Origin of the sequence: Rhodoferax sp., assembly GCF_037143375.1 — a bacterium.
In the GTDB taxonomy this organism is placed as follows: domain Bacteria; phylum Pseudomonadota; class Gammaproteobacteria; order Burkholderiales; family Burkholderiaceae_C; genus Rhodoferax.
On the sequence record NZ_JBAWYV010000011.1, the window covers coordinates 16,466 to 41,688 of the forward strand.

General features: G+C 46.6%; 20 protein-coding genes. 14 read left to right on the forward strand and 6 right to left on the reverse strand.

Annotation, left to right across the window (positions count from 1 at the left end; translation table 11 throughout):
* From WCG50_RS03355 to WCG50_RS03380, 6 genes are all read left to right on the forward strand, one after another.
* Complete coding sequence (locus WCG50_RS03355; RefSeq protein ID WP_336898155.1) at positions 1 to 690, forward strand: response regulator transcription factor; 690 nt, start codon at positions 1 to 3, stop codon at positions 688 to 690.
* Between the two features lie 124 nt (positions 691 to 814).
* The gene (locus tag WCG50_RS03360) at positions 815 to 1,570 is read left to right on the forward strand and encodes a helix-turn-helix domain-containing protein (RefSeq protein ID WP_336898156.1); all 756 of its coding nucleotides are present in this window, start codon (positions 815 to 817) and stop codon (positions 1,568 to 1,570) included.
* 5 nt (positions 1,571 to 1,575) lie between these two features.
* Positions 1,576 to 2,121 carry a universal stress protein gene (locus tag WCG50_RS03365; protein ID WP_336898157.1) on the forward strand — a complete coding sequence of 182 codons (546 nt, stop codon included), beginning with the start codon at positions 1,576 to 1,578 and terminating at the stop codon, positions 2,119 to 2,121.
* A 113-nt stretch (positions 2,122 to 2,234) separates the two neighbouring features.
* On the forward strand, positions 2,235 to 4,853 hold the full coding sequence (locus WCG50_RS03370; RefSeq protein WP_336898181.1) for a chemotaxis protein CheB: 2,619 nt from the start codon (positions 2,235 to 2,237) through the stop codon (positions 4,851 to 4,853).
* Positions 4,840 to 6,690: a diguanylate cyclase gene (locus WCG50_RS03375; protein WP_336898158.1), complete on the forward strand. Its 1,851-nt coding sequence runs from the start codon at positions 4,840 to 4,842 to the stop codon at positions 6,688 to 6,690. The genes WCG50_RS03370 and WCG50_RS03375 overlap by 14 nt, the downstream gene beginning before the upstream one ends.
* Before the next feature lie 98 nt (positions 6,691 to 6,788).
* Positions 6,789 to 7,031: a BON domain-containing protein gene (locus tag WCG50_RS03380; RefSeq protein ID WP_336898159.1), complete on the forward strand. Its 243-nt coding sequence runs from the start codon at positions 6,789 to 6,791 to the stop codon at positions 7,029 to 7,031.
* Here the strand turns inward: WCG50_RS03380 and WCG50_RS03385 are convergent.
* Positions 7,008 to 7,217, reverse strand: coding sequence for a hypothetical protein (locus WCG50_RS03385; protein ID WP_336898160.1), 210 nt, complete (start codon positions 7,215 to 7,217; stop codon positions 7,008 to 7,010). The two genes, WCG50_RS03380 and WCG50_RS03385, sit on opposite strands and share 24 nt — an antisense overlap.
* Before the next feature lie 270 nt (positions 7,218 to 7,487).
* Between WCG50_RS03385 and WCG50_RS03390 the strand changes: the two genes are divergently transcribed.
* From WCG50_RS03390 to WCG50_RS03410, 5 genes are all read left to right on the forward strand, one after another.
* Positions 7,488 to 8,606 carry a polysaccharide biosynthesis/export family protein gene (locus WCG50_RS03390; RefSeq protein WP_336898161.1) on the forward strand — a complete coding sequence of 373 codons (1,119 nt, stop codon included), beginning with the start codon at positions 7,488 to 7,490 and terminating at the stop codon, positions 8,604 to 8,606.
* Positions 8,603 to 9,079: a low molecular weight protein-tyrosine-phosphatase gene (locus WCG50_RS03395; RefSeq protein WP_336898162.1), complete on the forward strand. Its 477-nt coding sequence runs from the start codon at positions 8,603 to 8,605 to the stop codon at positions 9,077 to 9,079. The genes WCG50_RS03390 and WCG50_RS03395 overlap by 4 nt, the downstream gene beginning before the upstream one ends.
* Positions 9,076 to 11,367, forward strand: coding sequence for a polysaccharide biosynthesis tyrosine autokinase (locus tag WCG50_RS03400; RefSeq protein ID WP_336898163.1), 2,292 nt, complete (start codon positions 9,076 to 9,078; stop codon positions 11,365 to 11,367). Before WCG50_RS03395 ends, WCG50_RS03400 begins: the two co-directional genes overlap by 4 nt.
* 61 nt (positions 11,368 to 11,428) lie before the next feature.
* Positions 11,429 to 12,610 (forward strand): GNAT family N-acetyltransferase, encoded by a 1,182-nt coding sequence (locus WCG50_RS03405; RefSeq protein ID WP_336898164.1) that lies wholly within the window; start codon positions 11,429 to 11,431, stop codon positions 12,608 to 12,610.
* A 36-nt stretch (positions 12,611 to 12,646) separates the two neighbouring features.
* Entirely contained in the window at positions 12,647 to 13,753 is a 1,107-nt protein-coding gene (locus tag WCG50_RS03410) for a GNAT family N-acetyltransferase (RefSeq protein ID WP_336898165.1), read from the forward strand.
* Between the two features lie 55 nt (positions 13,754 to 13,808).
* On the opposite strand, the gene WCG50_RS03415 is transcribed toward WCG50_RS03410, so the two are convergent.
* Positions 13,809 to 14,576: a WecB/TagA/CpsF family glycosyltransferase gene (locus tag WCG50_RS03415; protein WP_336898166.1), complete on the reverse strand. Its 768-nt coding sequence runs from the start codon at positions 14,574 to 14,576 to the stop codon at positions 13,809 to 13,811.
* A gap of 9 nt (positions 14,577 to 14,585) precedes the next feature.
* Complete coding sequence (locus WCG50_RS03420) at positions 14,586 to 15,701, reverse strand: glycosyltransferase family 4 protein (RefSeq protein WP_336898167.1); 1,116 nt, start codon at positions 15,699 to 15,701, stop codon at positions 14,586 to 14,588.
* Positions 15,702 to 15,972: 271 nt separating this feature from the next.
* On the opposite strand from WCG50_RS03420, the gene WCG50_RS03425 reads away from it, so the two are divergent.
* Positions 15,973 to 16,947 carry a hypothetical protein gene (locus WCG50_RS03425; protein ID WP_336898168.1) on the forward strand — a complete coding sequence of 325 codons (975 nt, stop codon included), beginning with the start codon at positions 15,973 to 15,975 and terminating at the stop codon, positions 16,945 to 16,947.
* A gap of 689 nt (positions 16,948 to 17,636) precedes the next feature.
* The gene (locus tag WCG50_RS03430; RefSeq protein ID WP_336898169.1) at positions 17,637 to 19,058 is read left to right on the forward strand and encodes an undecaprenyl-phosphate glucose phosphotransferase; all 1,422 of its coding nucleotides are present in this window, start codon (positions 17,637 to 17,639) and stop codon (positions 19,056 to 19,058) included.
* A gap of 142 nt (positions 19,059 to 19,200) precedes the next feature.
* Here WCG50_RS03430 and WCG50_RS03435 read toward each other — a convergent pair whose 3' ends face one another.
* The 3 genes from WCG50_RS03435 to WCG50_RS03445 are packed head-to-tail and all read right to left on the reverse strand — an operon-like array spanning position 19,201 to position 22,442.
* Positions 19,201 to 19,575 carry a hypothetical protein gene (locus WCG50_RS03435; protein WP_336898170.1) on the reverse strand — a complete coding sequence of 125 codons (375 nt, stop codon included), beginning with the start codon at positions 19,573 to 19,575 and terminating at the stop codon, positions 19,201 to 19,203.
* On the reverse strand, positions 19,562 to 21,409 hold the full coding sequence (locus WCG50_RS03440) for a carbamoyltransferase (protein ID WP_336898171.1): 1,848 nt from the start codon (positions 21,407 to 21,409) through the stop codon (positions 19,562 to 19,564). The genes WCG50_RS03435 and WCG50_RS03440 overlap by 14 nt, the downstream gene beginning before the upstream one ends.
* Positions 21,369 to 22,442 (reverse strand): hypothetical protein, encoded by a 1,074-nt coding sequence (locus WCG50_RS03445; RefSeq protein ID WP_336898172.1) that lies wholly within the window; start codon positions 22,440 to 22,442, stop codon positions 21,369 to 21,371. Before WCG50_RS03445 ends, WCG50_RS03440 begins: the two co-directional genes overlap by 41 nt.
* A gap of 549 nt (positions 22,443 to 22,991) precedes the next feature.
* Between WCG50_RS03445 and WCG50_RS03450 the strand changes: the two genes are divergently transcribed.
* Entirely contained in the window at positions 22,992 to 25,178 is a 2,187-nt protein-coding gene (locus tag WCG50_RS03450) for a discoidin domain-containing protein (RefSeq protein ID WP_336898173.1), read from the forward strand.
* Positions 25,179 to 25,223 lie beyond the last annotated feature (45 nt).

The following is a 25,223-nucleotide window of genomic DNA, read 5'->3' on the forward strand; positions in this document are numbered from 1 at the left end:
ATGACAAGCATCTATCTCGTCGACGACCATCTACTCATGCGCGAAGGTTTGCGCGCCTTGCTGGAGACCAAAAACTATAACGTGATCGGTGAGTCAGCCGACCCCACCGAGGCACTGGCTGATATTCTGAGCTTGCGACCTGATGTGTTGCTGCTGGACCTCAATCTCAACGGGCGCTCGGGGTTTGAGTTGCTTTCAGAGTTGCAGCGGCGGCACCTGCCTACCCGCTGCATTGTGCTCACCATGTCGGCGCAGCCGCGCCATGTGGCCGAGGCGCTGCGCATGGGGGCGAGTTCCTATGTCCTCAAGGGCTCGGCCGGCAGTGATCTCATGAGCGCCATCGAAGCGGCCCTGCTGGGTAAAAAACACCTGGGGCCCGATGTGGCCGATCTCGCCTTGCAGGTTTTTACCAAGCAAGACCAGGAAGATCCCTTGAGCACGCTATCGCCGCGTGAGCGGCAAATCATTTCCATGGTGGTCAACGGCCAGTCCAGCGCCGATATTGGCGTGGAGCTGCATTTGTCGGCCAAGACCGTGGCCACTTACCGCAGCCGTTTAATGTCCAAACTGGGTGTCAGCGATGTACCTGCGCTGGTGCGGCTCGCGGTTCGTCTCAAATTAATTGATGCGGACGACATGGATGCGGCTCGTGGACGTCGTGTTACGGATGTTTCTCGTCAAGTGTCTTAACCAGCCTTCGCAAGTTGTTGAGAACTCCCTACAGACGAGTTGACTCAGCGCAAATAAAGTTGGCCTCAGAGATTTGCTAAAGCGCCCACCGGACGCTGCATCCACTGAGGAAGCCAACAACATGATGAACGTTCAAACAATGCCGAGTGCTGCTGGCTGGCAGCCCACGCCTGGTCAACCTGCACTGAAGTTGGAGAGCGATGAGCGCTGGTCCGATTTCCAGGAAGTTTTGAATTTGTTGAAGTTTGATGGGCATTTGCATCAATTGAACAACAGCACCCTTTTTCGCCGCCGCCGTCTGAAAGCTGGCCAGTCCGCCATGGTGATGGGCCAGCCTTTTGATGGTTTGTATGTGGTGCGACTGGGGGCCCTCAAATCGTCCATGACGCATGTGGATGGGGCTGAGCATGTGCTGTCGTTTCCCATGAAGGGTGATCTGCTGGGCTTTGACGGAATTTGCAAAAACAAGTACCTGAGCGAAGTGGTGGCCCTGACAGAGTGTGACCTGATCAAGATACCCTCCACCGATTTGTTCTCGCCTGGGCGCGGTTGCAACGACATGGAGCGCATGGCGTATTGGGCCATCAGCCGCGAGATTGTTCAGGAGCAAACGACCTACGCCCTGACGCACTCTGCCAAGTCTGAAGCGCGCGTGGCCCGGTTTTTGCGGGTTCAGTCGGAGCGGTTTGCCGCCATGGGTTATTCCCCCACCCGATTTACCTTGCCCATGACCCGCCGCGACATTGGCAACCACTTGAATGTGACTCTGGAGACTGTGAGCCGGGCCTTCTCGGCATTGGACAGTCTGGGCATCATCTCGGCGGAACGTCGAGAAATAAAAATACTTTCGATGGAAGCGTTGCGCAAATTCGAAAGCTGAGTTAAATGTCTTCGGCCACTGTGGTGGCGCTGCAGCGCAACTCGCCACCGTTTGAGACCATGCTGGTGCCCACGGATGGGTCGGCCTTGTCAATTGCGGCAGCACTAAAGGCTGTTGAATTTGCCAAGCGCTTGCACGTCAAGGTGCTTGCGTTTCAGTCCATACCGGTTTACCGCTACCCCGTATATTTGGGTGGCATTCCGTTTGAGTACCCTTCAGAAGCCGATTATGAGAAGCAGTGCCGTGATATCGCCAACCGATACCTTGAACTGATAGCCAATGTGGCCACGTCTCAGGGGGTTGAAGTGAGCAAGCGAACTGAATTTAACTCGGTGCCGGCACAAGCCATTGTGGATGTTGCCAAACGAGAAAATTGCAGCATGATTTTTATGGGGTCGCATGGCCGCAGTGGGGTGTCGCGGGCATTCCTGGGCAGCGTGGCCCTCAAGACGCTGACACTGGCCCACATCCCCGTCATGGTGGACCGACCTACGCCACAAGAGATTGCCGACGCCGAGGAATTTATGAGCCAATGCGCCATTGATCCTTGACGCATTGCCGAGCAGAGGGATTTTGTTTGTTTTAAGAATAATTTAAATTTCTATAACCATTAAATATTGTTCAAGATAGAACAGGTGGAGGCTGGTTGAAGAATCAAAACAAGGTGAGCGCTAACGCGTTTTTTCCCATTGTAGGAATCGGGGCCTCGGCGGGGGGCCTTGTAGCTCTGGAACAATTTCTGTCACACGTGCCTGTGAACGGGGGCATGGCTTATGTAATCGTTCAGCATCTTGACCCCCACCATGAAGGCATGTTGGTAGAGATATTGCAGCGCACCACTTCAATGCCCGTGATGCAGGCCAAAGATCTGATCCAGGTGACGCCCGATCATGTGTATGTGATCCCCCCTGGCTTTGACCTCACGGTGCTCAACGGCGTGTTGCATTTATTGGTGCCGCCCGAGCCGCGGGGTCTGCATCTGCCCATTGATGTCTTTTTTAAGTCGCTGGCCGATGACCGCCAGCAAAACAGCATTGGAGTCATCCTTTCTGGCATGGGCTCTGACGGCACCGTCGGTTTGCGTGCCATCCGCCAAGCCGCCGGCGCCTGTTTTGTGCAGACGCCGGCGGCGGCCCAGTTTGACAGCATGCCACGCAGCGCCATTGATGCAGGCGTGGCCGATGTGGTGGCCCCCGCTGAAGAGTTGCCCCAAAAAATAGTGGCGTATGTGGGTCGGGTCCAGATTGCATCATTGGCGGATGCACAAAACACGGATGAACAAAAAGTAGCCGATGTCGGGTTTCTGGAAAAAGTCATCGTGCTGCTGCGCAGTCAGGTCGGGCACGATTTCTCGCTCTACAAAAAAAGCACGCTCTCGCGGCGAATTGAGCGGCGCATGGGCTTGCATCAGTTGACCCGGATTGAAGACTACCTGCGCTATTTGCGTGAAAACCCGAAAGAGTCTGAACTGCTCTTCAACGAGTTGCTGATTGGCGTCACCAGCTTCTTTCGGGATGCACCCGTTTGGGATCAACTGAAGGCCGAAGTCATCCCGGGCTTGTTGGCAAGCTACCCGAACGGTGCTGTGCTGCGCGCCTGGATACCCGGTTGTTCTACCGGCGAGGAAGCCTACTCACTCGCCATGGTTTTCAAGGAAACGCTGGAAGCGATAAAACCCAGTCAGCGCTTTTCACTCCAGATTTTCGCATCAGACTTGGATAAAGACGCTGTGGCCACAGGCCGCAACGGAATCTACCCCCGAAGTTCGGCGACTGATGTCACTGAAAAACGGTTGAGCCGTTTTTTTGTGGAAGATGCCGCTGGGTACCGGGTTTGCAATGAAATCCGCGAGATGGTGATTTTTGCCGAGCAAAACTTGATTGTTGATCCGCCCTTTACCAAGTTGGATCTGTTGAGTTGTCGCAACTTGCTGATCTACCTTGAGTCCGAACTGCAGACCAAGCTGATCCAGCTGTTTCACTACAGTCTGAACCCCGGGGGGGTGCTGGTGCTAGGCAGTGCAGAGTCCATTGGTTCGGCGACTCATCTTTTCTCACCCCTGAACGTGAAAGCGCGAATTTTCAGGCGGCTGGATGCCGTAGCGCGAGCGCTGCCGCTGGGATTTCCGGCTTCGTTTGTTCAAACGCGCTCCCGTTTTGGGGCTACTGCAGCAACAGCTTTGGATCAATTGCACGGCACGCTGAACTACCAGGCGGCCGTAGACAAGCTGATCTTGCAGCGCTACGCTCCGGCCGCTGTGTTGGTTAACGACCAGGGAGACCTGCTGTATTTCAGCGGTAAAACCGGGAAATACCTGGAACCCGCTCCTGGTAAGCCCAGTCTCAATCTCTTTGCCATGGCCCGCGAAGGCGTCAATCAAGCTTTGAGTGAAGCCTTTTACAGGGCGGTTCGCAGCAAGACAGAAGTTGCACTCAAGAAAGTAAAAATAAGCGACAACGGCACGACTCAGTATGTCGATGTGGTGGTACAGCCACTGGATGACCCCGCCGATTTACGCGGACGGGCGCTTATTGTGTTTAACGACGTGGCTGTGCCCAAGCGGAAAAAACTGCGTCATGCAGGAAATGAAGCATTGGACGAGCGGTATCGTGTTGAGACGCTGGTGCAAGAGTTGCAGCAGTCGCGTGAAGAAGCCAAGTCAACCCGTGAGGAAATGCAAACCTCACAGGAAGAACTGAAATCGTCCAACGAGGAATTGCAGTCGGCCAACGAAGAGTTGCAGTCCAGCAACGAGGAACTGACGACCTCCAAGGAAGAGATGCAGTCCATGAACGAGGAATTGCAGACGGTCAACCACGAGTTGCAGGCCAAGGTGGCAGAGTTGTCACGGGCCAGCAATGACATGAAGAACCTGCTTGACAGCACCGAGATCGCCACACTTTTCCTTGATGAAACCCTCAATGTACGTCGATTCACTTCACAAGCTACGCGCATCATCAAGTTAATTGTTGGCGATGCAGGGAGACCCATCACCGATATCGTGACCGATCTGGTTTACCCAGACATGGTGACGGATGCACAGGAGGTTCTTCGCACCTTGGTATTTAGAGAGAAAGATGTCCCCACCAAGGATGGTCGCTGGTACAAAGTGCGCACCATGCCCTACCGTACCCAGGAAAACCGGATTGATGGTTTGGTCATCACCTTCTCGGATATTTCGGTGAGCAAAAAACTAGAAGCTGAATTGCGAGCCACGCAGTCACATTTGCAAGCGTTGATGGGTGATTCGAAGCGCGAGGTAACCATCCATGGGCTATCGTAAAAATCCGGTTAATTCTGATGAGTTGAGGCGCTTGGCCAAAGAGCGTTTGTCCGGCCACTTGTCGAACGCCGCATCAGCCTTGAGCTTGCAAGAAGCACAGCGCCTGTTTGAAGAACTGGAAATTCATCAGATTGAACTGGAGTTGCAAAACGAACACCTGAACGCCACCCGCGGGCAGATGGAGCGGGCGCTGAACCAAAGCAGTGAGTTGTATGACTTTTCTCCTGTTGGTAGTGTCTTGCTGGACGCCATCGGGACCATTACCAAGCTTAATTTGGCCAGTGCTACGCTCCTTGGTGGTGAGCGTGCCCGCTTGCTGGGCAGTCGGTTTGGGTTGTATGTGGCGCAAGCGGATCTTCCTTCATTCAACACCTGGTTGGAGAGTGCTAAAACTACAGGTGATGTGCAGGGTGGAGAAATCGCGTTGAGCAAAACAGGGTCAACTGAGCGCTATGTAGAGATAAAAATATCTGCACTGCCGCAGGATTTTGGCTGGCAGTTAATTCTGGTTGACATCACTGAGCGACGGCAGATGGATGAGCGTTTGCGATTAAACGAGGAGCGTTGGAAGCTGGCTCTGGAAGCTGCCGGTGACGGTGTATGGGATTGGGATATTCTGACGGGCAGTGTTGTTTATTCCAAAAGATACAAACAGTTATATGGCTTTTCTGAAGATGAATTCGGAAATAATATTGAGGACTGGCGCACCCGCATTCACCCTGATGACAGATCACGTGTGATGACCGACATTCAAGCGCATTTGATGGGTAAGTCCGATAAATTTTTCAATGAACATCGCGGGAAATGCAAGGATGGTCACTGGAAATGGGTGCTTAGCCGAGGCGCTATCGTGAGCGGTATGGTTGAAGGAACTCCTATGCGCATGATTGGTACCAACACCGATATTACCCATATCAAAATGACAGAGGAGGCGTTGATGGTGGCAGCCCGCTTTCAACAGGCCGTATTTGACTCCTTGTCAGCCCACATTGCCGTACTAGACCGAACCGGAAAAATCATTCAAGCCAATGTTGCCTGGCGAAAATATTTGCAAAGTAGCGGTTGTGTTGAAGTCGAGAAACTTATAGATGTCGGCTACCTAGATATCCTGAATTGTCTGACTGGAAAGAATGAGGAAACAGTGTTGGCTGCAACGGCTGGTATTGGTTCTGTGATCTCAAGCGAAGCATTAAATTTTCAATTGCAACACCCGTTTTATACCCCAGGGGACAAGCATTGGTTCAGCATGAAAGTAACAGCTGTGCACGATGTGGAGGGCAGGGTGGTGATAAGTCATGAAGATGTGACTATTTTGAAAGCAGCCGAATTGGCCAGTATGACGCTGGCGAATACCGATGCCCTGACAGGCGCCTTGAGCCGTCGAAATTTCATTAACTTGGCAGAGCAGGAATTGGCGCGTGCAAAACGCTATGAGTTACCTCTCATGTTGCTGATGCTGGATCTGGATCATTTCAAACTGATCAACGATCAGTATGGACATGCGGTGGGTGATGCGGTGTTGCAGGAGTTTGTGAAAACCGTCAAAGGTGTTTTGCGTGAGTCGGACTTGATTGGGCGCATCGGTGGTGAGGAATTTGCCGTCTTGCTGCCCAACACGATGCATGAAGGGGGGTGTGCTTTAGCCCAGAGAATTATTGAAAGTGTACGTGCTCATCCGGTTGAAATTGGCAGTGATTACATTCCGTACACAGTAAGCATCGGCGCAGGATGTATGACGAACGAGACCACAATTTCAGCCATGCTGGGATTGGCAGATGCGGCGCTTTACCGGGCCAAGAAAGGCGGACGCAATCGATTGGAGGTAATCGCTACATGAACATAATTATCGGTGTATTGTTGCTTTTTGAGAATTCTCAAAATAGGTCATTGTGCTTCGCCTAAAGTCAATGTAGCGTTGTTAGTAGGAGAAAAGTCATGCGAACAGATGAAGATTTGAAGGCCGATTTGATGGAGCGGCTTGATGCTAACCCAGCCATTGATGCGTCAGACATTGAAGTCAATGTAGATCGTGGAATGGTGGTGCTTAGCGGTAAAGTGGATACGCACCAGACTAGATTTCAAGTTGAAAGAACAGCCAGAAGTGTTCCCGGAATGCGCGGTCTTGAAATTCAGATTAAGCCGACTCAAAGCATCTTAAAAAGAAGAACGACGGGGTAGGCTCATCTTGTCTAGCAACTGCTGGACTAAAGCCTCTGCTTTTAGGCGTTGAACACTGTCTGTCTCAAATTGCCAATCTTTTAAAGCTAGGGATAAAGTTAAAAATGAATCGCGCAAAGCAAACAATGAACAAACTAATTCATTGAAGGCCATGGCATTGGTATTGATAGGTTCAAAGTTCTCCATACAACCCTTTGATGTGTGACATAAAAAAAATTTTATTACGAGCAGTAATAAAGTCTGTTGATGTTTCGAAATCGAAATGGGTGTAAACAAAAGTATTTCAGATGTTGTGTTTTCAACTACACGTGTGATTTTTAAACACCATATGAAACATTGACATTTAACAAAACTGTAAAGAGCTGAAATATTATTCTTGACACACAAAAGCGGCGGTCCTAAATCGCGCTGAGAAAAAACCCACTTGAGATGGACACTATGCATAATTTTTCGATCATGAAATTGAACTTAACGTTATTTCTAGTTGCTCTATTACTAGTGACTGCACTATATGGATGCGCCAGCCAGTCTTCATATGCTGCGGCCAACAGAATTCCTACAGGTATTCCAGGTTCTGCTGGAGACATGCCTGCTACCACACTGATTACATCAGAGCTCATCAAGGAACAGCGTGAACTCAGTGAGCGTCAAATTGGGCAAGACATCAGCCAGTTGAGTGTTACCCCGACCCAATATGTCATTGATGCTGGAGATGTTCTGTCCATTGTTGTTTGGGATCATCCAGAGCTTGCCAGCGCGACCAGGGCACCACAGTCAGCAGGTATATCGGGCTCTGATCCTGATGGGTCTTCTATACCAGCAACAGGGTTCATTGTTGACTATGACGGAACAGTGCAATTTCCACATACTGGCGTCCTCAAGATGGCTGGGCTAACTGAGGAGCAGGCGCGCATACTGCTGACGACTCAACTGGCGCGCTACATTAACCAACCAAAGATATCGCTGCGTGTGCAGTCTCACCGCAGCAAACGTGTTTATATTGATGGTGAAGTCAAGTCGCCCGGTCTTCAGGCCATCAACGATATTCCGATGACATTGATTGATGCAATCAATCGCGCAGGTGGGTTCTTGCCTACTGGAGACCAAAGCCAGATTATTCTGAATCGTGCAGGTACTATTTACCGGCTAAATTTGTTGCGATTGCTTCAAAAAGGAATAAATCCGACAAATATTATGTTGGTAAACGGCGACGTTGTCCGCGTACTTTCACGAGATGAGAGCAAGGTTTTTGTGTCAGGTGAGGTAACGGCTCCAAGGGCGCTCATCATGCACAACGGACACTTGACGTTGAATGAAGCGTTGGGAGAATCTGGTGGTGTCAACGTCATTACTGCGGATGGACGACAAGTCTATGTAGTTCGTAAAACAAACAAATCTCCTGTGGTGTATCAGCTAGATGCTACGAATCCTAGTGCAATGGCGACAGCTGAAGAGTTTGAACTAGAGCCCAAAGATGTTGTCTATGTTGCGCCTAATGCGCTGACAAACTGGCATCGTGGAATTAGCCTACTCTTTCCGAGCTCGTTAACCTCACTCACAGGTCCGGTGCGATGATTAGGAATATTTTATTCATCTGCACGGGCAACATATGCCGAAGTCCGATGGCAGAGGGATTGATGCGCCAGAAATTACCTGAAATGATGGTCTATTCTGCCGGCCTGCATGCGCTCAACGGCGCGTCGGTTGATCGCATGGCAGTAGATTCAGTATGGAGCAGAGGCATTGACATTCGCGGACATCGAGCTCGAAAAATAGGAGTATGGATGATCGAAGAGGCTGATCTTGTTTTGACAATGGACCGAGCACAAAAACACGAGATTGAAGTTAGATATCCTGGCTTCAAAAACAAGGTGTGGCGCCTGGGTGAGTACAGCAACTTCGATGTTCCCGACCCTTATCAAAAGGAATGCCAGGCGTTTCTGGATGCTCTATCGTTGATAAGTCAGGGCATTGACGATTGGAGTGCGTACCTGCGTTCATTCAATAGTAATAACACTGGAGAGTTCCAACTCGCGACTGCACCATGATGAATAATTCAAGTGTTAAATCGAATCCTGTTTTGCTAACGGGGCCATTGCCAGCGAGGATGCAAGAGGATGGATATGAGACAGGGTTAAAACCCTATTTTGGAATCCTTTATGACAATCGTTGGCTAATTGTGAGTATTACTTTGATGGTCACACTGTTGGGTTGTGGATTTGCGTTTCTATCAAATCCGGTTTACGTGGCGAATATGTTGATCCATGTTGAAGAAGATGGGCGCCCGAACGGATCAAAAAATATTCTCGGTGAAATGGCCTCGACATTCGATGTGAAGTCATCTGCGACTTCTGAAATGGAGCTTCTACGCTCTCGATTAGTGGTTTTACGAGCGGTTGATAAGCTGCGTTTGTACATTGACGCACGCCCAAAATATTTTCCATTAATCGGTAGCAAGATCGCACAGTACCGAGATGTACTGTCAACGCCAGGATTATTCGGCATGGAAGGGTATGTATGGGGTGTGGAAAAAATAATTGTTCCAGTTTTCAATGTACCAGAAGTCTATTTAAACCATAGGTTCGTACTCACAGCGGATGGCAATAACCAATACCGAATAATGGCACCTGGCGGGGAGAAAGAATGGAAAGGTCAGGTAGGTAAAACACTTCTTGCTAGTACCTCTACCGGAAATATTGAGCTGCAAGTTGATCAACTTTATGCCAATCCAGGTGCGCAATTCACTTTGCAACGCGCGCCGCGTTTAAGTACAGCTGAAGAAATACAAAAGACTTTGACCATAGCAGAACAAGGCAAGCAATCCGGCGTTGTCAGTGTGACACTCAAAGGTGTAAATCCCAAACAATTAAGCGACACGTTAAGTGAAATTGGTAAGGAATATCTGCTTCAGAATCAGGCGAGAAAAACAGAAGAAGCAGAAAAATCACTCAACTTCCTTGAAACACAGATGCCAGATCTAAAGCGGCAGCTTGAGCAGTCCGAGGCCAAATACAACCTGTTTAGAGCTAGTCATGGAACAATTGACTTGAGTGAAGAGGGCAAAATAAGCTTGCAACAAATTTCTTCCGCGAAAAGCAAACGAATGGAACTTCTCCAAAAGAAAATGGAGTTGCAAACGAGATTCACCGAGGAGCATCCAATCGTTGCCGGCATAAACTCTCAGATCAAGGAGATGGATTATGAAATTTCATCAATCTCTGGATATATCAAAAAATTGCCGATGATGGAGCAAGAGCTATTGGGTTTGAACCGAGACATCAAGGTAAATACTGAACTATACACAGCGTTGCTTAACACGGCACAACAACTGCGTTTGATTACAGCAGGAAAGGTTAGTAACGTTCGGATGGTCGATGCGCCGATGAAGCCTGAAAAACCAGTCAAATCGGCGTCTGTGATCATCACGCTTTCACTGTTTCTGGGGTTGTTTCTAGGAATGATGAGTGCATTTATTAGAAGAAGGCTAAACGGCACGATTGATGATCCGGATCAGATAGAGAAGATGTTTGGTGTGCCAGTTTATGCCACCATTCCGCATAGCAAATTACTGAAAAAACTGCACGCTAGCGACGGTAACAAGTTTACAAAACTGCCACTACTTGCAAATGTTTCTTCAGCTGACATGGCAATAGAGAGCTTGCGGAGTTTCTGTAATGCATTGCATTATTCCATGACACATGCAAAAAATAATGTGGTCATGATGACTGGTGCAACTCCAGGCGTAGGCAAATCATTCGTTTCTATCAACTTAGCCGCAATCACGGCGACATCCGGGAAAAGAGTCTTACTGGTAGATGCAGATTTGCGCAATGGTCAACTGCACAAGTACCTCGGTGTGGCAAGGCAGGGTGGTTTGTCTGAGTACATTGCTGAAAATATTCCAGTAGAGAAGATCATTCACCGAGGTGTCATGCCCACACTGGATTTCATTTCAACGGGCAGTCTTCCATCAAATCCATCTGACTTGTTGTTGCGTCCACGTTTTGGCGAAATGATTAAATCCTTGTCTGAAAATTACGACCTCATTCTGGTGGATTCAACACCTATTCTGGCGGTTTCAGATGCCTTGACCATAGGCGCTCATGCCGGTGCAATTTACATCATGACGAGGGCAGGGGTCACAACTGAAGAAGAGGTGAGGGAATCGCTAAATCGGCTTCGGCAGTCTGGGCTTTCGGCTAAAGGTGTACTGCTCAATGATATGGAGCAGAGGCCGAGCCGGTATGGTTATGGCTATACCTATGGAATGGTGAAAGAGGAGGATAGTCAAGTAGAGGAGTTGAAGTTGATTGGTGTTTCTGCGCGAGTACGGTAGTTCCAAGCTGAGATGCGACAGTACAAGCAGGCTTTCAAGGCTAGTAAAAATGGAGCGATAAATGGCCGAAATTTTCAACGAAGTTAAAAATCAAGCGCAAGTAATTCCTGTTGAAAGTAACATTTACCCGCTAGTTGGGATGAGTGATGCTAATGTGGTCGTAACTTCAGATGAGATAACAATCTCATTTTATGAAGGCGAGGTTCCAGAATTTATAGAACTAGAACTGGAACGTTTGTACCAAAGTATCTACTCGACGGTAGCGCGTTTAAGAATATACGAGAATTCAAAAAATATATCTTCTTATGTGGCGTTAAAAGGCCAAAATATAATTTCAGCAATAATATTTAGAATTGAAAATAATAAGGCCATTGTTCTAAACGAGCAAACATATATAAATGTTGTTGAAATTTCAAGATTTTCCAAAGCGGTTTTCTTGCGATACAAATCTGTAACGTATATTTCATACTGGGGATTAATGCCAACACAAGGCAAGATTCCTTATCTTTTTCGCCGAAATTACTGTTTGCCAGAAATAGTTGTGACGTTGCCGGAAAAGACTGATGCATATCTCACAAGTCTTGGAAAAAGCACCCGTCGACACGTTCGTAGTAATCTAAAAAAGATAACAACTACATTTCCATCATTTCGTGCTGAAGCCAGCTTAAAAGGTGATATTAACGCTCAAGATATCTTCGATATCGTTAACCTTAATAATGAAAGAATGGCGGTTAAGGAAAAGGTGACATACAACAGTGATGAGGAAACGCAACGTTTGATTCGTTTGGCGAATGTTTATGGGTTAGTTCTTACCCTGAAGATCAACGATCGTGTTTGTGCTGGTGCTGTCTGCTACCGCGTAGGTTCGACATACTTTGCCCATGTATTGGCGCATGATCCAAAGTTTGATGACTACAAACTCGGAATGGTGTGTTGCTACCTGATGATATCTGAATGCATTACGAGAGGCGGCAGCGAAGTACGCTTTGGTGGATCAACACATAGATATAAATTTGATTTTCTGGGTATTTTGCTGTACCTGGATTATTTAGTTGTGTACAAAAATATCGGCCACTATATTTTGCATACTGCAAGCGCACTCCCAATGTCTTTAGAAGCCTATGTGCGTCGATCTAAGCTATGGTTGCTACTGTCTGATCGACGGGAAGACATATTTTCGCGAGTTGCAGCACGCATCATCAGCCGGGTACGCGAATTCAAGCGATCCGGTTATGCGCTTTGAACAGAATACGGACAACAAAGTCTGACGTAGCGCCCAATGCTTCAATCCCTTCTTCGTGGAAATAGCGATAGTGTATTTACTGTGTCTGAGGAAAATAATGTCGATTTTTATGAAGATGAAATTCCTGATTATCTTGCTTTAGAGTTAAACAGACTTTATGAGAACATTTTTTCTTCTGCATCAAAATTCCATATTGATGGACGTACTTTAAACGCAAATACATATGTGCGTCGCAAGGTGGGAATAGTAGTGACTGTATTGGTATTTCAACAAAATGAAAACAAGGTAGAGGTTATTAACGAATGTATATCGTTAGATGGAAATGATATTGAACTTTTTTCGAAAGCAGTTTTCTCTAAATATAGAACAGTATCAGTTATAAAATTTAATGCAATAAAAACTACTATTAAAAAGTTACCGTTTCCCTATCAATGCTTCACATGTCTTGAAGACATTGTGCTCAAGTTACCCGATTCGCCAGAAATTTATCTCAGCAGTCTAGGCAAGTCAACGCGCCAAAATATTAGTCATTACAGTAAGTTGGTTCAGCGCAAATTTCCATCATTTGAATTTAAGATTTGTGCAGCTCAGGACCTGACTGATGTCCTAATTCATGAAATCATTCAACTTAGTTGTGCAAGAATTATTGGCAAAAAACAGGTTTCTTTGCATAACGAGGAAAATACAAGAAAATTGATAAATCTTGTACGAAAACATGGTTTTGTTGGTGTGGCAACCATCGAAGGGAATGTGTGCGCTGGAGCAATATGTAGCAAGTTAGGGGCAAACTATTTTCTGCATGTGCTTGCTCACGACCCGAAATACGACCGCTTTAGCCTAGGAATACTGTGTTGTTATCTAACCATTCGTGAATCAATTATCAGTGGTGGAAAGACGTTTCATTTTCTATGGGGTAGGTTGGACTACAAATATCGACTTCTTGGAGTTCAGTTCGACTTGCAGCGTGTTGTTGTATATCGCTCATACTTAGAAAGTATTCTTAATGGCGCGTACGCTATACGTACAGCGTACAAGGGTGTTGGTCGAATTGTAAAAAACCACCTTATGGAACCAGGCCGAAGAGGCTGGATAATTTCAAGGATTGCAATCAATTTTGAAAAAAAAGTACGCGCTTTTTTTTGAAGAAAATTGATCAGAAATCTAGTAACTATCAAGTGTTTGGTGGTCGTATGCTTGATTATTTCTCATGGGCATTAAGTCTCATTGAAATTAATTGTCTTGAAATTCCAATCATAAATTTCGTGTTGGTAGAAAGATAGCGCTTAAACAACCTCCTTGGCTCACTGTACAACCGATGAATCCACTCAAGTCCATTCTGTTGCATCCATCGTGGTGCTCGGTGGATCGATCCTGAATGAAAATCGAATGCAGCACCAACTCCAATCATGACAGCCTGCACGCGTCCTCGATGTGCGGCCATCCACTTTTCCTGCTTAGGGCAGCCCAATCCGACAAACAGAACATTTGCACCGGAGTCATTGATGCTGCATATGTCCGCTTCATCCTCAGACAAGGATAAAACGCCAAACTTCGGTGACCTCATGCCCACCACGACCAAGTCAGGAAAGCTGACCTTTAGGGAACTACGCAACTTGTTAAGAATGTATTCCGTACTGCCGTAAAAGTAGACCGACTGTCCAAGACGCTCAGCCTCACGAAGATATCGCCACATAAGGTCCGGACCATTGATTCGCTCTTGTGTGGGAAAGCCTAAACGCCTACAGGCCCATGCAATTGGGGCACCATCTGGTAGAGACATGTCCGAGAAATTTACAGCCGCCTTAAATTCAGGGTCTGTTGTGGTAGTCACAACCGAGTGTACATTGCAAGCACAAACATACCGTGATTCATGGGCGGATCCCCATGACACAATTTTTGCCGTGGTTTCGTCCCACGATAAAGTATCAATAAATGCTCCCAGTACAGGTGTTCCTCTACGTAACATTTTTGCTCCTCAAGCATGCATAGTGACTTGCTTAATATTCCGACTTAAAACATCTAGGTAAGCGCTACCGAAATCATTTGCTAATCGGTCATTGGTGTAGTAATTTACGATACGCTGACGGCCTGATTCACCCATGCGATTAATCAAATCACGGTCATTATCTAGTCGAGATATCGCAGTCGCCAACGCTTGCGGGTTTCGTTGCGGAACAAAGAGTCCATGTACGCCATCCTCAACTACATCTGGAATTTCTCCAACTGGACTAATAAGTGGAGGCGTACGTGCAGCCATGCTTTCCAATAGCGCGTAAGGTAGTGCTTCGTGGTAAGTTGGAAACACAAAAAGATCAGACTCAACCCATATGCGTTCTTTCTCTGCGCCATGGACAATACCTACAAATTTGACATACTCATGTAGATCATGATCAGTTACCTTTTTTCTCATTTCTACTTCAGCGGGTCCAAGTCCCGCAACAGTCAAATAGATAGATCTTTTATCACGATGCAATATCGCCAAGGCATCTATGATTTCGAGTACACCTTTGCTTTCAGCTAAGCGACCTACGTAAACCAAGCACAAAGGCTTATCTTTCCGGATGGGTGTACGCTTCCAATAGGGGTCCTCTCCGGGTGTTATTGCATTGGGGATCGCTTCTACATTCAATCCCGGGATGAATGACCGATAGGCTGTAAGTGATTCTTGACCAAGTACAACAACCAGGTCAGCAGTTCGTAGGATCCACTTAAGTAGATAGGATAGTACTTGGCTATTTCTAAAGAAGAATTGGGGTAGAGCACCGCCATGAACTTGGTAAACAATTTTTTTGCCCAATGAACGTGCAATGAGCAGATAAACCATGTCGCGCCAATACCCCTTTGGATCCATAGTTGTGTTCACATGAATGATATGTGGACTCTGTTGAAGCATTCGCCAAAAAAACTGTAGTGGACTAAAAACTAACCGGAAAGTTTTTTTAATCGCAGTTTCATTACGCCCTTGGCTTCCAACTTGAAAATGAACGAAATTGAATTCGTTTACAAGGTGACTATGCATCAACTGATTCAAATGAGTGCTGACACCACTAACAGCTTCCAAGGAAGGCCCAAGCAACATGACAGTTTTCACTTTTTCACTCCTTATAAGAAGTGATGAAGAATATCGTGTGAAAGTACGTATAAATTGATGTTTGTCGTGCTGGCGTAACTTGTGTCTAAGTTTTTACTTAGATCTACTTGTTTCTGATATGTCAGTTGCTAATGTAGGCATACCTCGACACAAATTTTGACAATCATCAATCACTTTTTTTATCTTGCTTTTAAGATTTTCTACTTTAAATATTGACTGTGAATTTTGTATCAGTACTGACACTACAAATTTACATTGCCTGGATATGCATATGAACATGAAACTCAACACTAAAATTTTTGGACATAGGTTTCTCCGTGGACAAATGGTAAAGGTTCGCAGCGTAAGTGAAATAGCTGCCACACTGGATGTAGATGGAAAATATGATGGCGTGCCATTTATGCCTGAGATGGTTAAGTACTGTGGTTCGAATGCGCGTGTATTTCGTCGAGTCAATAAGACTTGTGTTGAAGGTCATGGCATACGTAGCATGAAAGGAACTGTTACTTTGGAGGAACTACGGTGCGATGGTGGAAGTCATGACGGTTGTCAACGCAACTGCCCATTTTTTTGGAAAGAGGCATGGCTCCAGCCCGTTGAGGACGGAACTCCCACTTCTGAGTCTTTCGTAGGTGCCATCAGTGTTGATAAATGTAAGCTTGACTGGCTGCAAACTCGAGTTTCGGATCGTTACTATTGTCAATCTACCGAGTTGTATACAGCAACCTCTAATCTATCTCGTTGGAACATTGGTCAATTTTTGGATGAAATACGCAATGGTGAATTGCTGATAGCTGATTTCTTGCGCATTGTGTATCGAACAGTTCTTCATAAATTATTTGGGTTTGAAGAGGTCGGATCATTAGTTGGGACTTTAAAAAAAGGCATTCCTGTCGAATTGGGACTCAAGCATGGAGAGTGGGTTGACGTTAAGCAAGCCGAAATTATCAGATCAACGCTGGATGTTGGTCGCAGAAATCTAGGGCTTGAGTTTGTACCGGCCATGTCCGAATATATTGGAGGGCGATATCAGGTTTCTCACCCAGTTCAAAAGATCATTCTTGAGCAGACAGGGGCAATGGTTCGCCTCAAAAACACAGTTGCTTTGAAGGGGGTCACATGCCAAGGCTTGTGTGTTAAAAACTGTCCTCGCAATAGTAGTCTGTATTGGCGTGAAGCTTGGCTTCAGCGCGTAGACGCTAATACTGATAACCCATCAATTGTTTGTCGACGCGTCTCGCATTAAATTTTTCGGTTCAATCTAGCACCGTAAGACGCATTCTAAAAACCTTGATCATGTCATAGTGCAGGTTGAATTGCATATGCAGCAAATGCAGCCATACAATTTTTTTTGACCGTGAAAGTAGGTCATTCAAAAAAATTTCAACACGCAAATTGTAGGAACAACAACATGACAACTTTGATATTTGTCATTTAAAAATTTTCATCCTAAAGTTGTAATGAACAGCATGATGTTCTAAGAAGAAGTCTGAGCTGAATAAGTCATATTTTTGAAAAAATTTTCATCAATTTGAATTCATATGTTGTTTTTTATTCTTCAATCTAAAAACTCTATTCAGTGCTGCACTCAGCTGAGTACAGGCTTTGTCATCGTCTACGTTAACTTCTATATGGTAGACAGTGAACGTTGCATATTCGAAAATATAGCTAAAAGTGACGGCCTGAATTTCACATTAAGCAATCATAAGTTCTACAAGATAATCGACAATTTTTTTGTAAGCAAGTTATTCCCTCATCGAGTCATTGTCATAGGGTTGATGAAAGTAATCTCAAATCAGGCATGCAATGATAATGAACGCTATGAATTTCTGTTGACGGGTTCACTAAGCGACAATAATTTTTTGCATCGCGAGAGAAAGAATTTTATAGAACGATATAAATTATTCAGTAAACCATTCATGGTAATAACCAACCATGTTTAAAACTCAAGGCATCCTCACAGCAGCACCACTGAACAAGAGTTCAAAGCACGTTCCATTAGGAAATGACAATCTGCTGACATTGATTGAGTCATCTATAGGTCCCGCAGCACATGTTATTTCTCTTTTAGGACTTATCTACTACTTTGAAGGTCAAGTCCTGCCGATTTATCTGATACTTTCTCTCATTGTTTTTGCCCTTGTCTTTCCTAGTAAAGTTAGGTTGCAGTCGTCCGGTTTAACCATGCTATTTGATATCACTCTTAACTGGATTTGGGTGGCTTGCTTATTGCTGTTCACAGGTTTCGCCACCAGTTACATTCGAGAATTCTCAATACCTGCGCTTACGACCTGGTTGTGGGTAGCCCCGCTCACAGAGGTGGGCGCAAGCTTTTGGCTGCGCCGAGTTGCTCCTGCATTACTCAAAATGCAAGGCCCACCGCAGCGCGCACTTATTGTGGGTTTGAACAAACAAGGTTTGGCGCTTGCAACCCGTATTAGGCAGACGCCCTATGCCAGAATTTCACTCACTGGTTTTGTGGATAACCGAAGTGCCCAGCGAGTCGACAACAATAGTCAAAACAATGTTCTAGGCACACTTAGCCAATTAACTAGCCTCATCCAGACGCATCATATCCAGATCATTTACCTGTCGCTGCCCATGGTTTCGCAACCTCGAATTCTTCAGCTTCTGGACGAACTAAAAGACACTACCGCATCTATCTATTTTGTGCCGGATATGTTCGTCACCGACCTGATTCAGGGTCACGCCGGAACAGTATGCGGTATGCCCGTTATTTCTGTCTGCGAAACACCTTTCAAGTCTGTCAATGGTGTCGTAAAGCGGATCAGTGATATTGTTTTTTCACTTTTTATCCTGAGTATGATCTTCCCGCTGATGCTCGTAATTGCGGCAGCAGTCAGATTCGAATCTCCTGGCCCCATCATTTTCAAGCAACGCCGCTATGGCCTCGATGGTGAAGAAATATTGGTTTACAAATTTCGTTCCATGACCGTCACTGAGGACGGTTCAAACATTCAGCAAGCTCAGCTTAATGATGCGCGAATCACTCGACTTGGGGCATTTTTACGCAAGTCTTCACTTGATGAACTTCCCCAATTTATAAACGTTTTGCAGGGTCATATGAGTGTTGTGGGCCCTCGTCCTCATGCTATTGCTCACAACGAACTCTATCGTAAACTGATCAAAGGCTACATGGTTCGACACAAAGTGAAGCCAGGCATTACTGGTTGGGCTCAGGTCAACGGCTACCGAGGAGAAACAAAAACATTGGACAAGATGCAGGGGCGCATAGATTATGACTTGGACTACCTTCGCAATTGGTCTCTACGTCTGGATGCTTACATTATCTTCAAAACAATTCATTTAGTTCTAAAGGACCAAAATGCTTACTGATTGATCATGATGCAAGGCAAATTCAACTTCCATCCCTGACATTGGGATGTGTTTCTAGCTTGCGGTACGCTGAACAATTGTGACGTCAAAGTAAATACACATAGAAAACAACAGGTTGTTATCGCCAATCAACTGTTGTAGATTAAAACATTACGTAGATAAGTTCAGAGATTTCAGCTTCCTGATGTTCCGTAATATCGAAATTCGCTTGTACTTCACGTGCAACGGCTACAAAACGCGGTACTGAGATCAGTAAGTCATCGCGTTTGCTCGTTTTCCAATATGCCGCTAGTCGTTGAGCAAAGTCATCACAATCGAGGCAAGAAGCCGCCGTGAAATCCTCTTGCGTCATAGTGGCACGGGCGGGTCGTACATAGTAACTTTGAGGATTACTGTCAGGTATCAACGGAAATGACAGGTCTCCGCTAGTTTGTGCTTTCAACGCGAGAGGAAGAATAACGTCATCGAACAGAGCACCGATCATCTCATTTGAACTATCTTCATTAGTCGAGAGCATAGGTTTCCTTCCAGTTTTCATGGTCTTTAAACGGGGGTTGATCTTTTCGCCAAAGTAGACAGTCCTCAAGCACAAGTAGGTCAATTTCAGTCCTCATGAAACATCGGTATGCATCTTGCGGACTGCAAACAATAGGTTCGCCACGCACATTGAAGGATGTATTGACCAGCATTGCGAAACCGGTTAAGTCTTCAAATGCCTTGATCACTGCATGGTAGTTCGGATTAGTATGCATATCGACTGTTTGGATGCGTGCCGAGTAATCAACGTGTGTTACTGCTGGTACGTCGCTACGGGGTTGATTGATGATATTCATCATGTCGTCGTTGCCGTCATTAAAATTCGTCAGGTCCATCTGCAGTCTCCTCGACTCCAGCACAGGTGCAATCAGCAGCATGTAAGGACTGTCTACGTCCAGATCAAAATACTCCGCGCATCTTTCTTGCAATACGCTCGGCGCAAACGGTCGAAACGATTCACGGAATTTAATTTTCATGTTCATTACGGCCTGTGTTTCCTTATTTCGAGGATCGCCCAAGATTGATCGTGCTCCGAGTGAGCGAGGCCCAAACTCCATCCGTCCGGAAAACCAACCGACAATTTTTCCATCGGCCAGTGCTCGTGCAACAGTTTTAGCGCGTGAAGTGTTGTCTGTTATGCGTTGGTGCGGAAGACTCTTTCGGTCTATAAATGCTGATACTTCGTCACTAGAGTAGCGTGGACCCAGAAAACTTCCTTTTTGTGAATCGTACCCATTTTGATCAACATGACGCGGCTCGTCAAAATATACGTGGTTGCCTATGAGCGCGGCACCTAGAGCACCGCCTGCATCACCTGCAGCAGGTTGAATCCACACCTTATCAAATATTTTCTGTGCCAGCATCTTGCCGTTGGCAACGCAGTTGAGGGCTACACCACCAGCCATCACAATATTCTTCTCTCCTGTGGTTCGTCGTAAGTAAATTGACGTCTTCAAGACGATTTCTTCAGTTATTTTCTGAATACTGGCAGCGAGGTCCATTTCACGACGCGTAATGGGCGATTCAGGCTGACGTGCCGTCCCATTGAACAACGTGTCAAATCGCTCATTAGTCATTATCGTGCCGTCCAAATAGCCAAAGTAGGACATGTCCAATCGGTATGATCCATCGTCTCGCACATCGATCAGGTTTCGACGGATCACGTCACTGAATTTTGGCTCACCATATGGTGCTAGACCCATAAGCTTGTACTCGCCAGAATTGACCTTGAAGCCACAGAAGTAAGTCATTGCGCTGTACAACAAGCCAAGCGAATGCGGGTAATTAATTTCTGAAAATAGTTCTATGGAGTTCCCACGTCCGACGCCTAAACTGGTGGTAGCCCACTCGCCGACACCATCCATTGTGAGAATTGCCGCACTTTCGAAGGGCGATGGGTAAAAGGCGCTAGCAGCATGCGCCATGTGATGGTCGGAAAAGAGGACACGACCCTCACGGCCAACCGTCCCGATCGTGCGTTCAACGAATTGGTTGACCCAAAGTTTTTCGCCAAGCAGAGAGCCTGCGGCTTTGATAAATTGTGTACGACCTTCTACGCCGGTGGCGATGGCGCTCTGCACGATCCTGTCGAACGTGGTTAGAGGGTTGTCGTAAAAAATGACCGCGTCAAGAGCGCTAGCTTCGGTAAATGCCTCCTCCAGACAATAGTTGATGGCATTTTCAGGAAAGCGTGGATCGTGCTTTTTTCGCGTAAACCGCTCTTCCTGCGCCGCAGCGACGATCTCTCCATCTCGAACAATTGCCGCAGCTGAGTCATGATAGAACGCCGAAATTCCGAGAATTGTCTTTCCCATGCCTGCTCCCTGATGAGTTATTGCGATGTTGAAGCAGTCTCGACAACACGGGCTGCAATGAATTAGCAATCACTTCGTTTCCCACAGGCGTAAAGTGCGGGTCTGTTTTGAAACGCAAACGCCCACGCTTTACGTGGTCGTATTGAAGCAGCGCCTGCAATGGGTCGTGAAGCGTGCATCCCAATTCGGCTGCCACTTCGCTAAACCGCATTTGATATCCTGATGCGTCACAAGTTTGGTCAATGTGTTGGTGTAACGGGATTGGCATAATCACCACGGGACTGGGGATTTCTCTCACCCACTTGAGCAGAATGGCACGCATCAATTGCCAATCGGGCGTTTCGGGCGAGTTATACGCGGGCACAGGTTGATATCTTGTAATGTGTTGCATTGCATCCTTGATGCCCAGAAGATTTACTGCTTTTCTAAGCAATGGAAAATTACCACCGTTGTCGACGCTATCTTCTTCAGTGCCAAGTTCGTGCGCCTCAAACGGTTCACGACGAGGTGGAACATGATGCAAATGCAAGATTCCTTGCTCCAGTGTGTAGTACGGCTTGGCGTATATCCGTTTGATTCCAACTTCATCATAGTGCGGGCGATATCGTGAAACGATGCGTCTTAGGTTCTCCACATATACCGCTATTACAACTAAATCGTGCTGAATGTCTTGCGCATACTCGCGCCATACCAGGTACTGTTGGTCCGTACCGGACGAGGAAAGTCCGAAATTGTAGGTTTCAACTGGGATTTTCTTTTCAAGCAAGTCACTGAAGCGCTCGTGATTTGCTACTGCGTCGCCTGCAGTGAACGAGTCGCCAAAAAAAAGCACACGTGGAGTGCCAGAAGTACTCTCTTTTACAAACGGGCGATCAGAACGAAATCCTGACTCATTAACCTGAAGCAAATATCCACCTCCTTCATGCATAACACGCACCTTGATGTTCGGTACGTATCGGTAACCTAGCACAGGATGGTATTCAAAAATTTGTCGCATCTTCACCTTCGTCTGTTCGGGATAGAGCAAATGCATATGACACAGGCAGAGCATTGTTCACCGTGTTCATTATTAATTTTGAGTCAAATTATTGATTGCTAAATATCAATTAGTAGACATGGCTTATTCGTGGCCAACGCATCCCTTTTGCCCGAAACTTAGTTTATTAAATTTCATTTTTTTTAGGTTATCGAAATATTTTCTCGATGAAGGCGTTATTGCAAAAGCGAGCTCCGATTGAGCCACGAGTTGAATTTGGCGGTTGAAATTCTGTATGAAAGCCATCCGGATAGGCCGGTACTGATCTGTGATCTGTGAACTTTGAACTGAGGAATTTTCTTGTCAAGCGTAAGCGAGCGGGCTGGGTGTTCTGCCTAGTTAATGGAGGCGCACAGGTAATGTAGGCCTAGACGTTGTTGCCTTCATGCTCAATATCACAAAATGAGTTGGCCGTGTTGTTGATTATTCTCAATTTCTATGTGACAAACATCTCTGTTTGAAAGATTTATCGATTTTTTTTGTAGGGTATTTACCATTTCGCTTGGAAGGAAAACCCTACGATTTAATCACTTTTGGACAGACATCATGAACACATCTATCAATTTGAAAGCATCAATTCAGTTACAAGCGGCTCTGCCGTTCCAAGTTATCGATAACTCGGTAATAAGCAAATCCCACTCCACCATCAAAAGAGACCCATTCACCTCACTTCAGTTTCGAAACCTACTACTAATTGCCAGCGCTTCTGCGCTGGCAGCGTGCGGTGGTGGTGGAACTGGTGGTGGCGATACCAATGCCACTACACCAGATGCGACAGTGCAAATATCAGCATTACGATCAACTAGTACGGTACCCGTTGTCACTGCCCCATCCACTTCAGGCAATCTGGCATCAAACAAAACGATGACTTCGTCCTCGTCAGAATCTGGACTAGCTGCCTCGTATGCAGCGGATGGTGATTTGTTAACCCGTTGGAGCTCGTTTTATAGCGACGCGCAATGGATTAAAGTCGATCTTGGAGCCGTTACCAGCGTGAACCATGTAGTACTTAATTGGGAAGCCGCATATGGTAAATCTTACGAGATTCAAACATCGAGTGATAGCACAACATGGAATACCGTTTACAGCACAAGCGCTGGTGTTGGTGGCACTGAGGACATCAAATTCAACACCGTCAGCACGCGATACGTAAGGATGAATGGCATCAAGCGTGCAACAAGCTGGGGTTACTCATTGTTCGAGTTCAAGGTGTACAACGACACGACTGTTTCAAGTAATCTTGCACTAAATTTGCGTACAAAATCTTCGTCGGACGAAAGTGCTGGTATGGCATCAGCCATGGCAGTTGACGGAAGCTTGACAAGTCGATGGGGATCTCAGTATAGTGATGCGCAATGGATCAGCGTAGATTTGGGGTCTTTAATAGCAATTAATCAGGTTGTTTTAAAGTGGGAAACCGCATATGCTAGTTCCTATCAATTGCAAGTGTCGAGCGACGGTCTAACGTGGAACACCATATACAGTACTACTACAGGTGTAGGCGGTATTGAGGAGGTTAAGTTCAACACTGTCAGTGCTCGGTACGTAAAAATGAATGGCATAAAACGAGCAACTCCGTGGGGGTATTCATTGTTTGAATTCTTGGTTTTCAACAACAGCGCACAGACAGCACCAGCACCAGCACCAGCACCAGCGCCAGCGCCAGCGCCAGCGCCAGCGCCAGTACCGGCACCTGCACCTGCACCTGTCCCCGCACCAACAACTGGAACACGGGATCCATTAAAACAACCGTTTGCAAGTAGCAGTATCTGGAATATGCCTATCGGTAGCGGTGCAGTGTATGTGCCAGCAAACTTGTCCTCAGCTCAATCAGGCGGCATGCCTCAGATTGATGACGAGCGCATTGTTTTTAAACCAACCGCACCATTGACGGCTGTGAATTACAGCAGTGTAGGCTGGTCAGGTGGAAATCGTTGCTCCGCAACTGGCGGTCAACTGGTCAGCGTACCTATGCCGACCAATTACATTATTTCAAACGATCTATCCAATAGTTCAGCCGCTTTCCTGATGCCTGATGGTCGGTCCATTGTTCAAACTCAGCCCTTGACGCGGTGCACAGCTGGCGGTCCCGCAACTAGCCTGGTGACATTCCCAACTGTCGATATCTATGGAGATGGCATAACGGGATCACACGGTGGCTCGGGCATGTCAGCAGTTGGTGGTTCCATCAGGTTAGGTGAGCTGCGACCCGGTCAGAAAGGACCAGGACATGCGATTAAAGTAAACGTGTATGCAGCACAGGCTCTCTACAAGTGTACAACCGCTTCTAGTTGCTATCGCTGGCCGGCAACCAATGCTGATGGCTATGCCGTCGGACATTATGGAACCGTCAGTAATAACAGCAATACTGCAATGAAGATGGGTGCACTACTAGCCATTCCGCCATCGGTCAACATCAGCAGTATGGGCATGGAGACTGAGCCAGGAAAGCAACTCGCATGGACATTACAAAACTATGGTGCGTACATTGTTGACGACTCGTGGGGTTCGCACTTTGTTTTCAATGCAGAAAATGGTCCTGATGGATCGGTGAGAGCCCAGTTTCAATCCGACTACGGTACACCTTTGGAGATATGGTCGGCTGGGTCTACTGCATGGTCGCGTGATGTGCAACGTTTGATCGTTGCCTTGTATGTTGTGAATAACAACAGTGCAAGCAGTATCGGTGGCGGCGGCACGCCTCGTCTGCCCTTGGCGCCGGCTATCCCTTGATTCTCTAGATCCACATTCCAGCTATGTAGATAAGTTTGCTGGTAA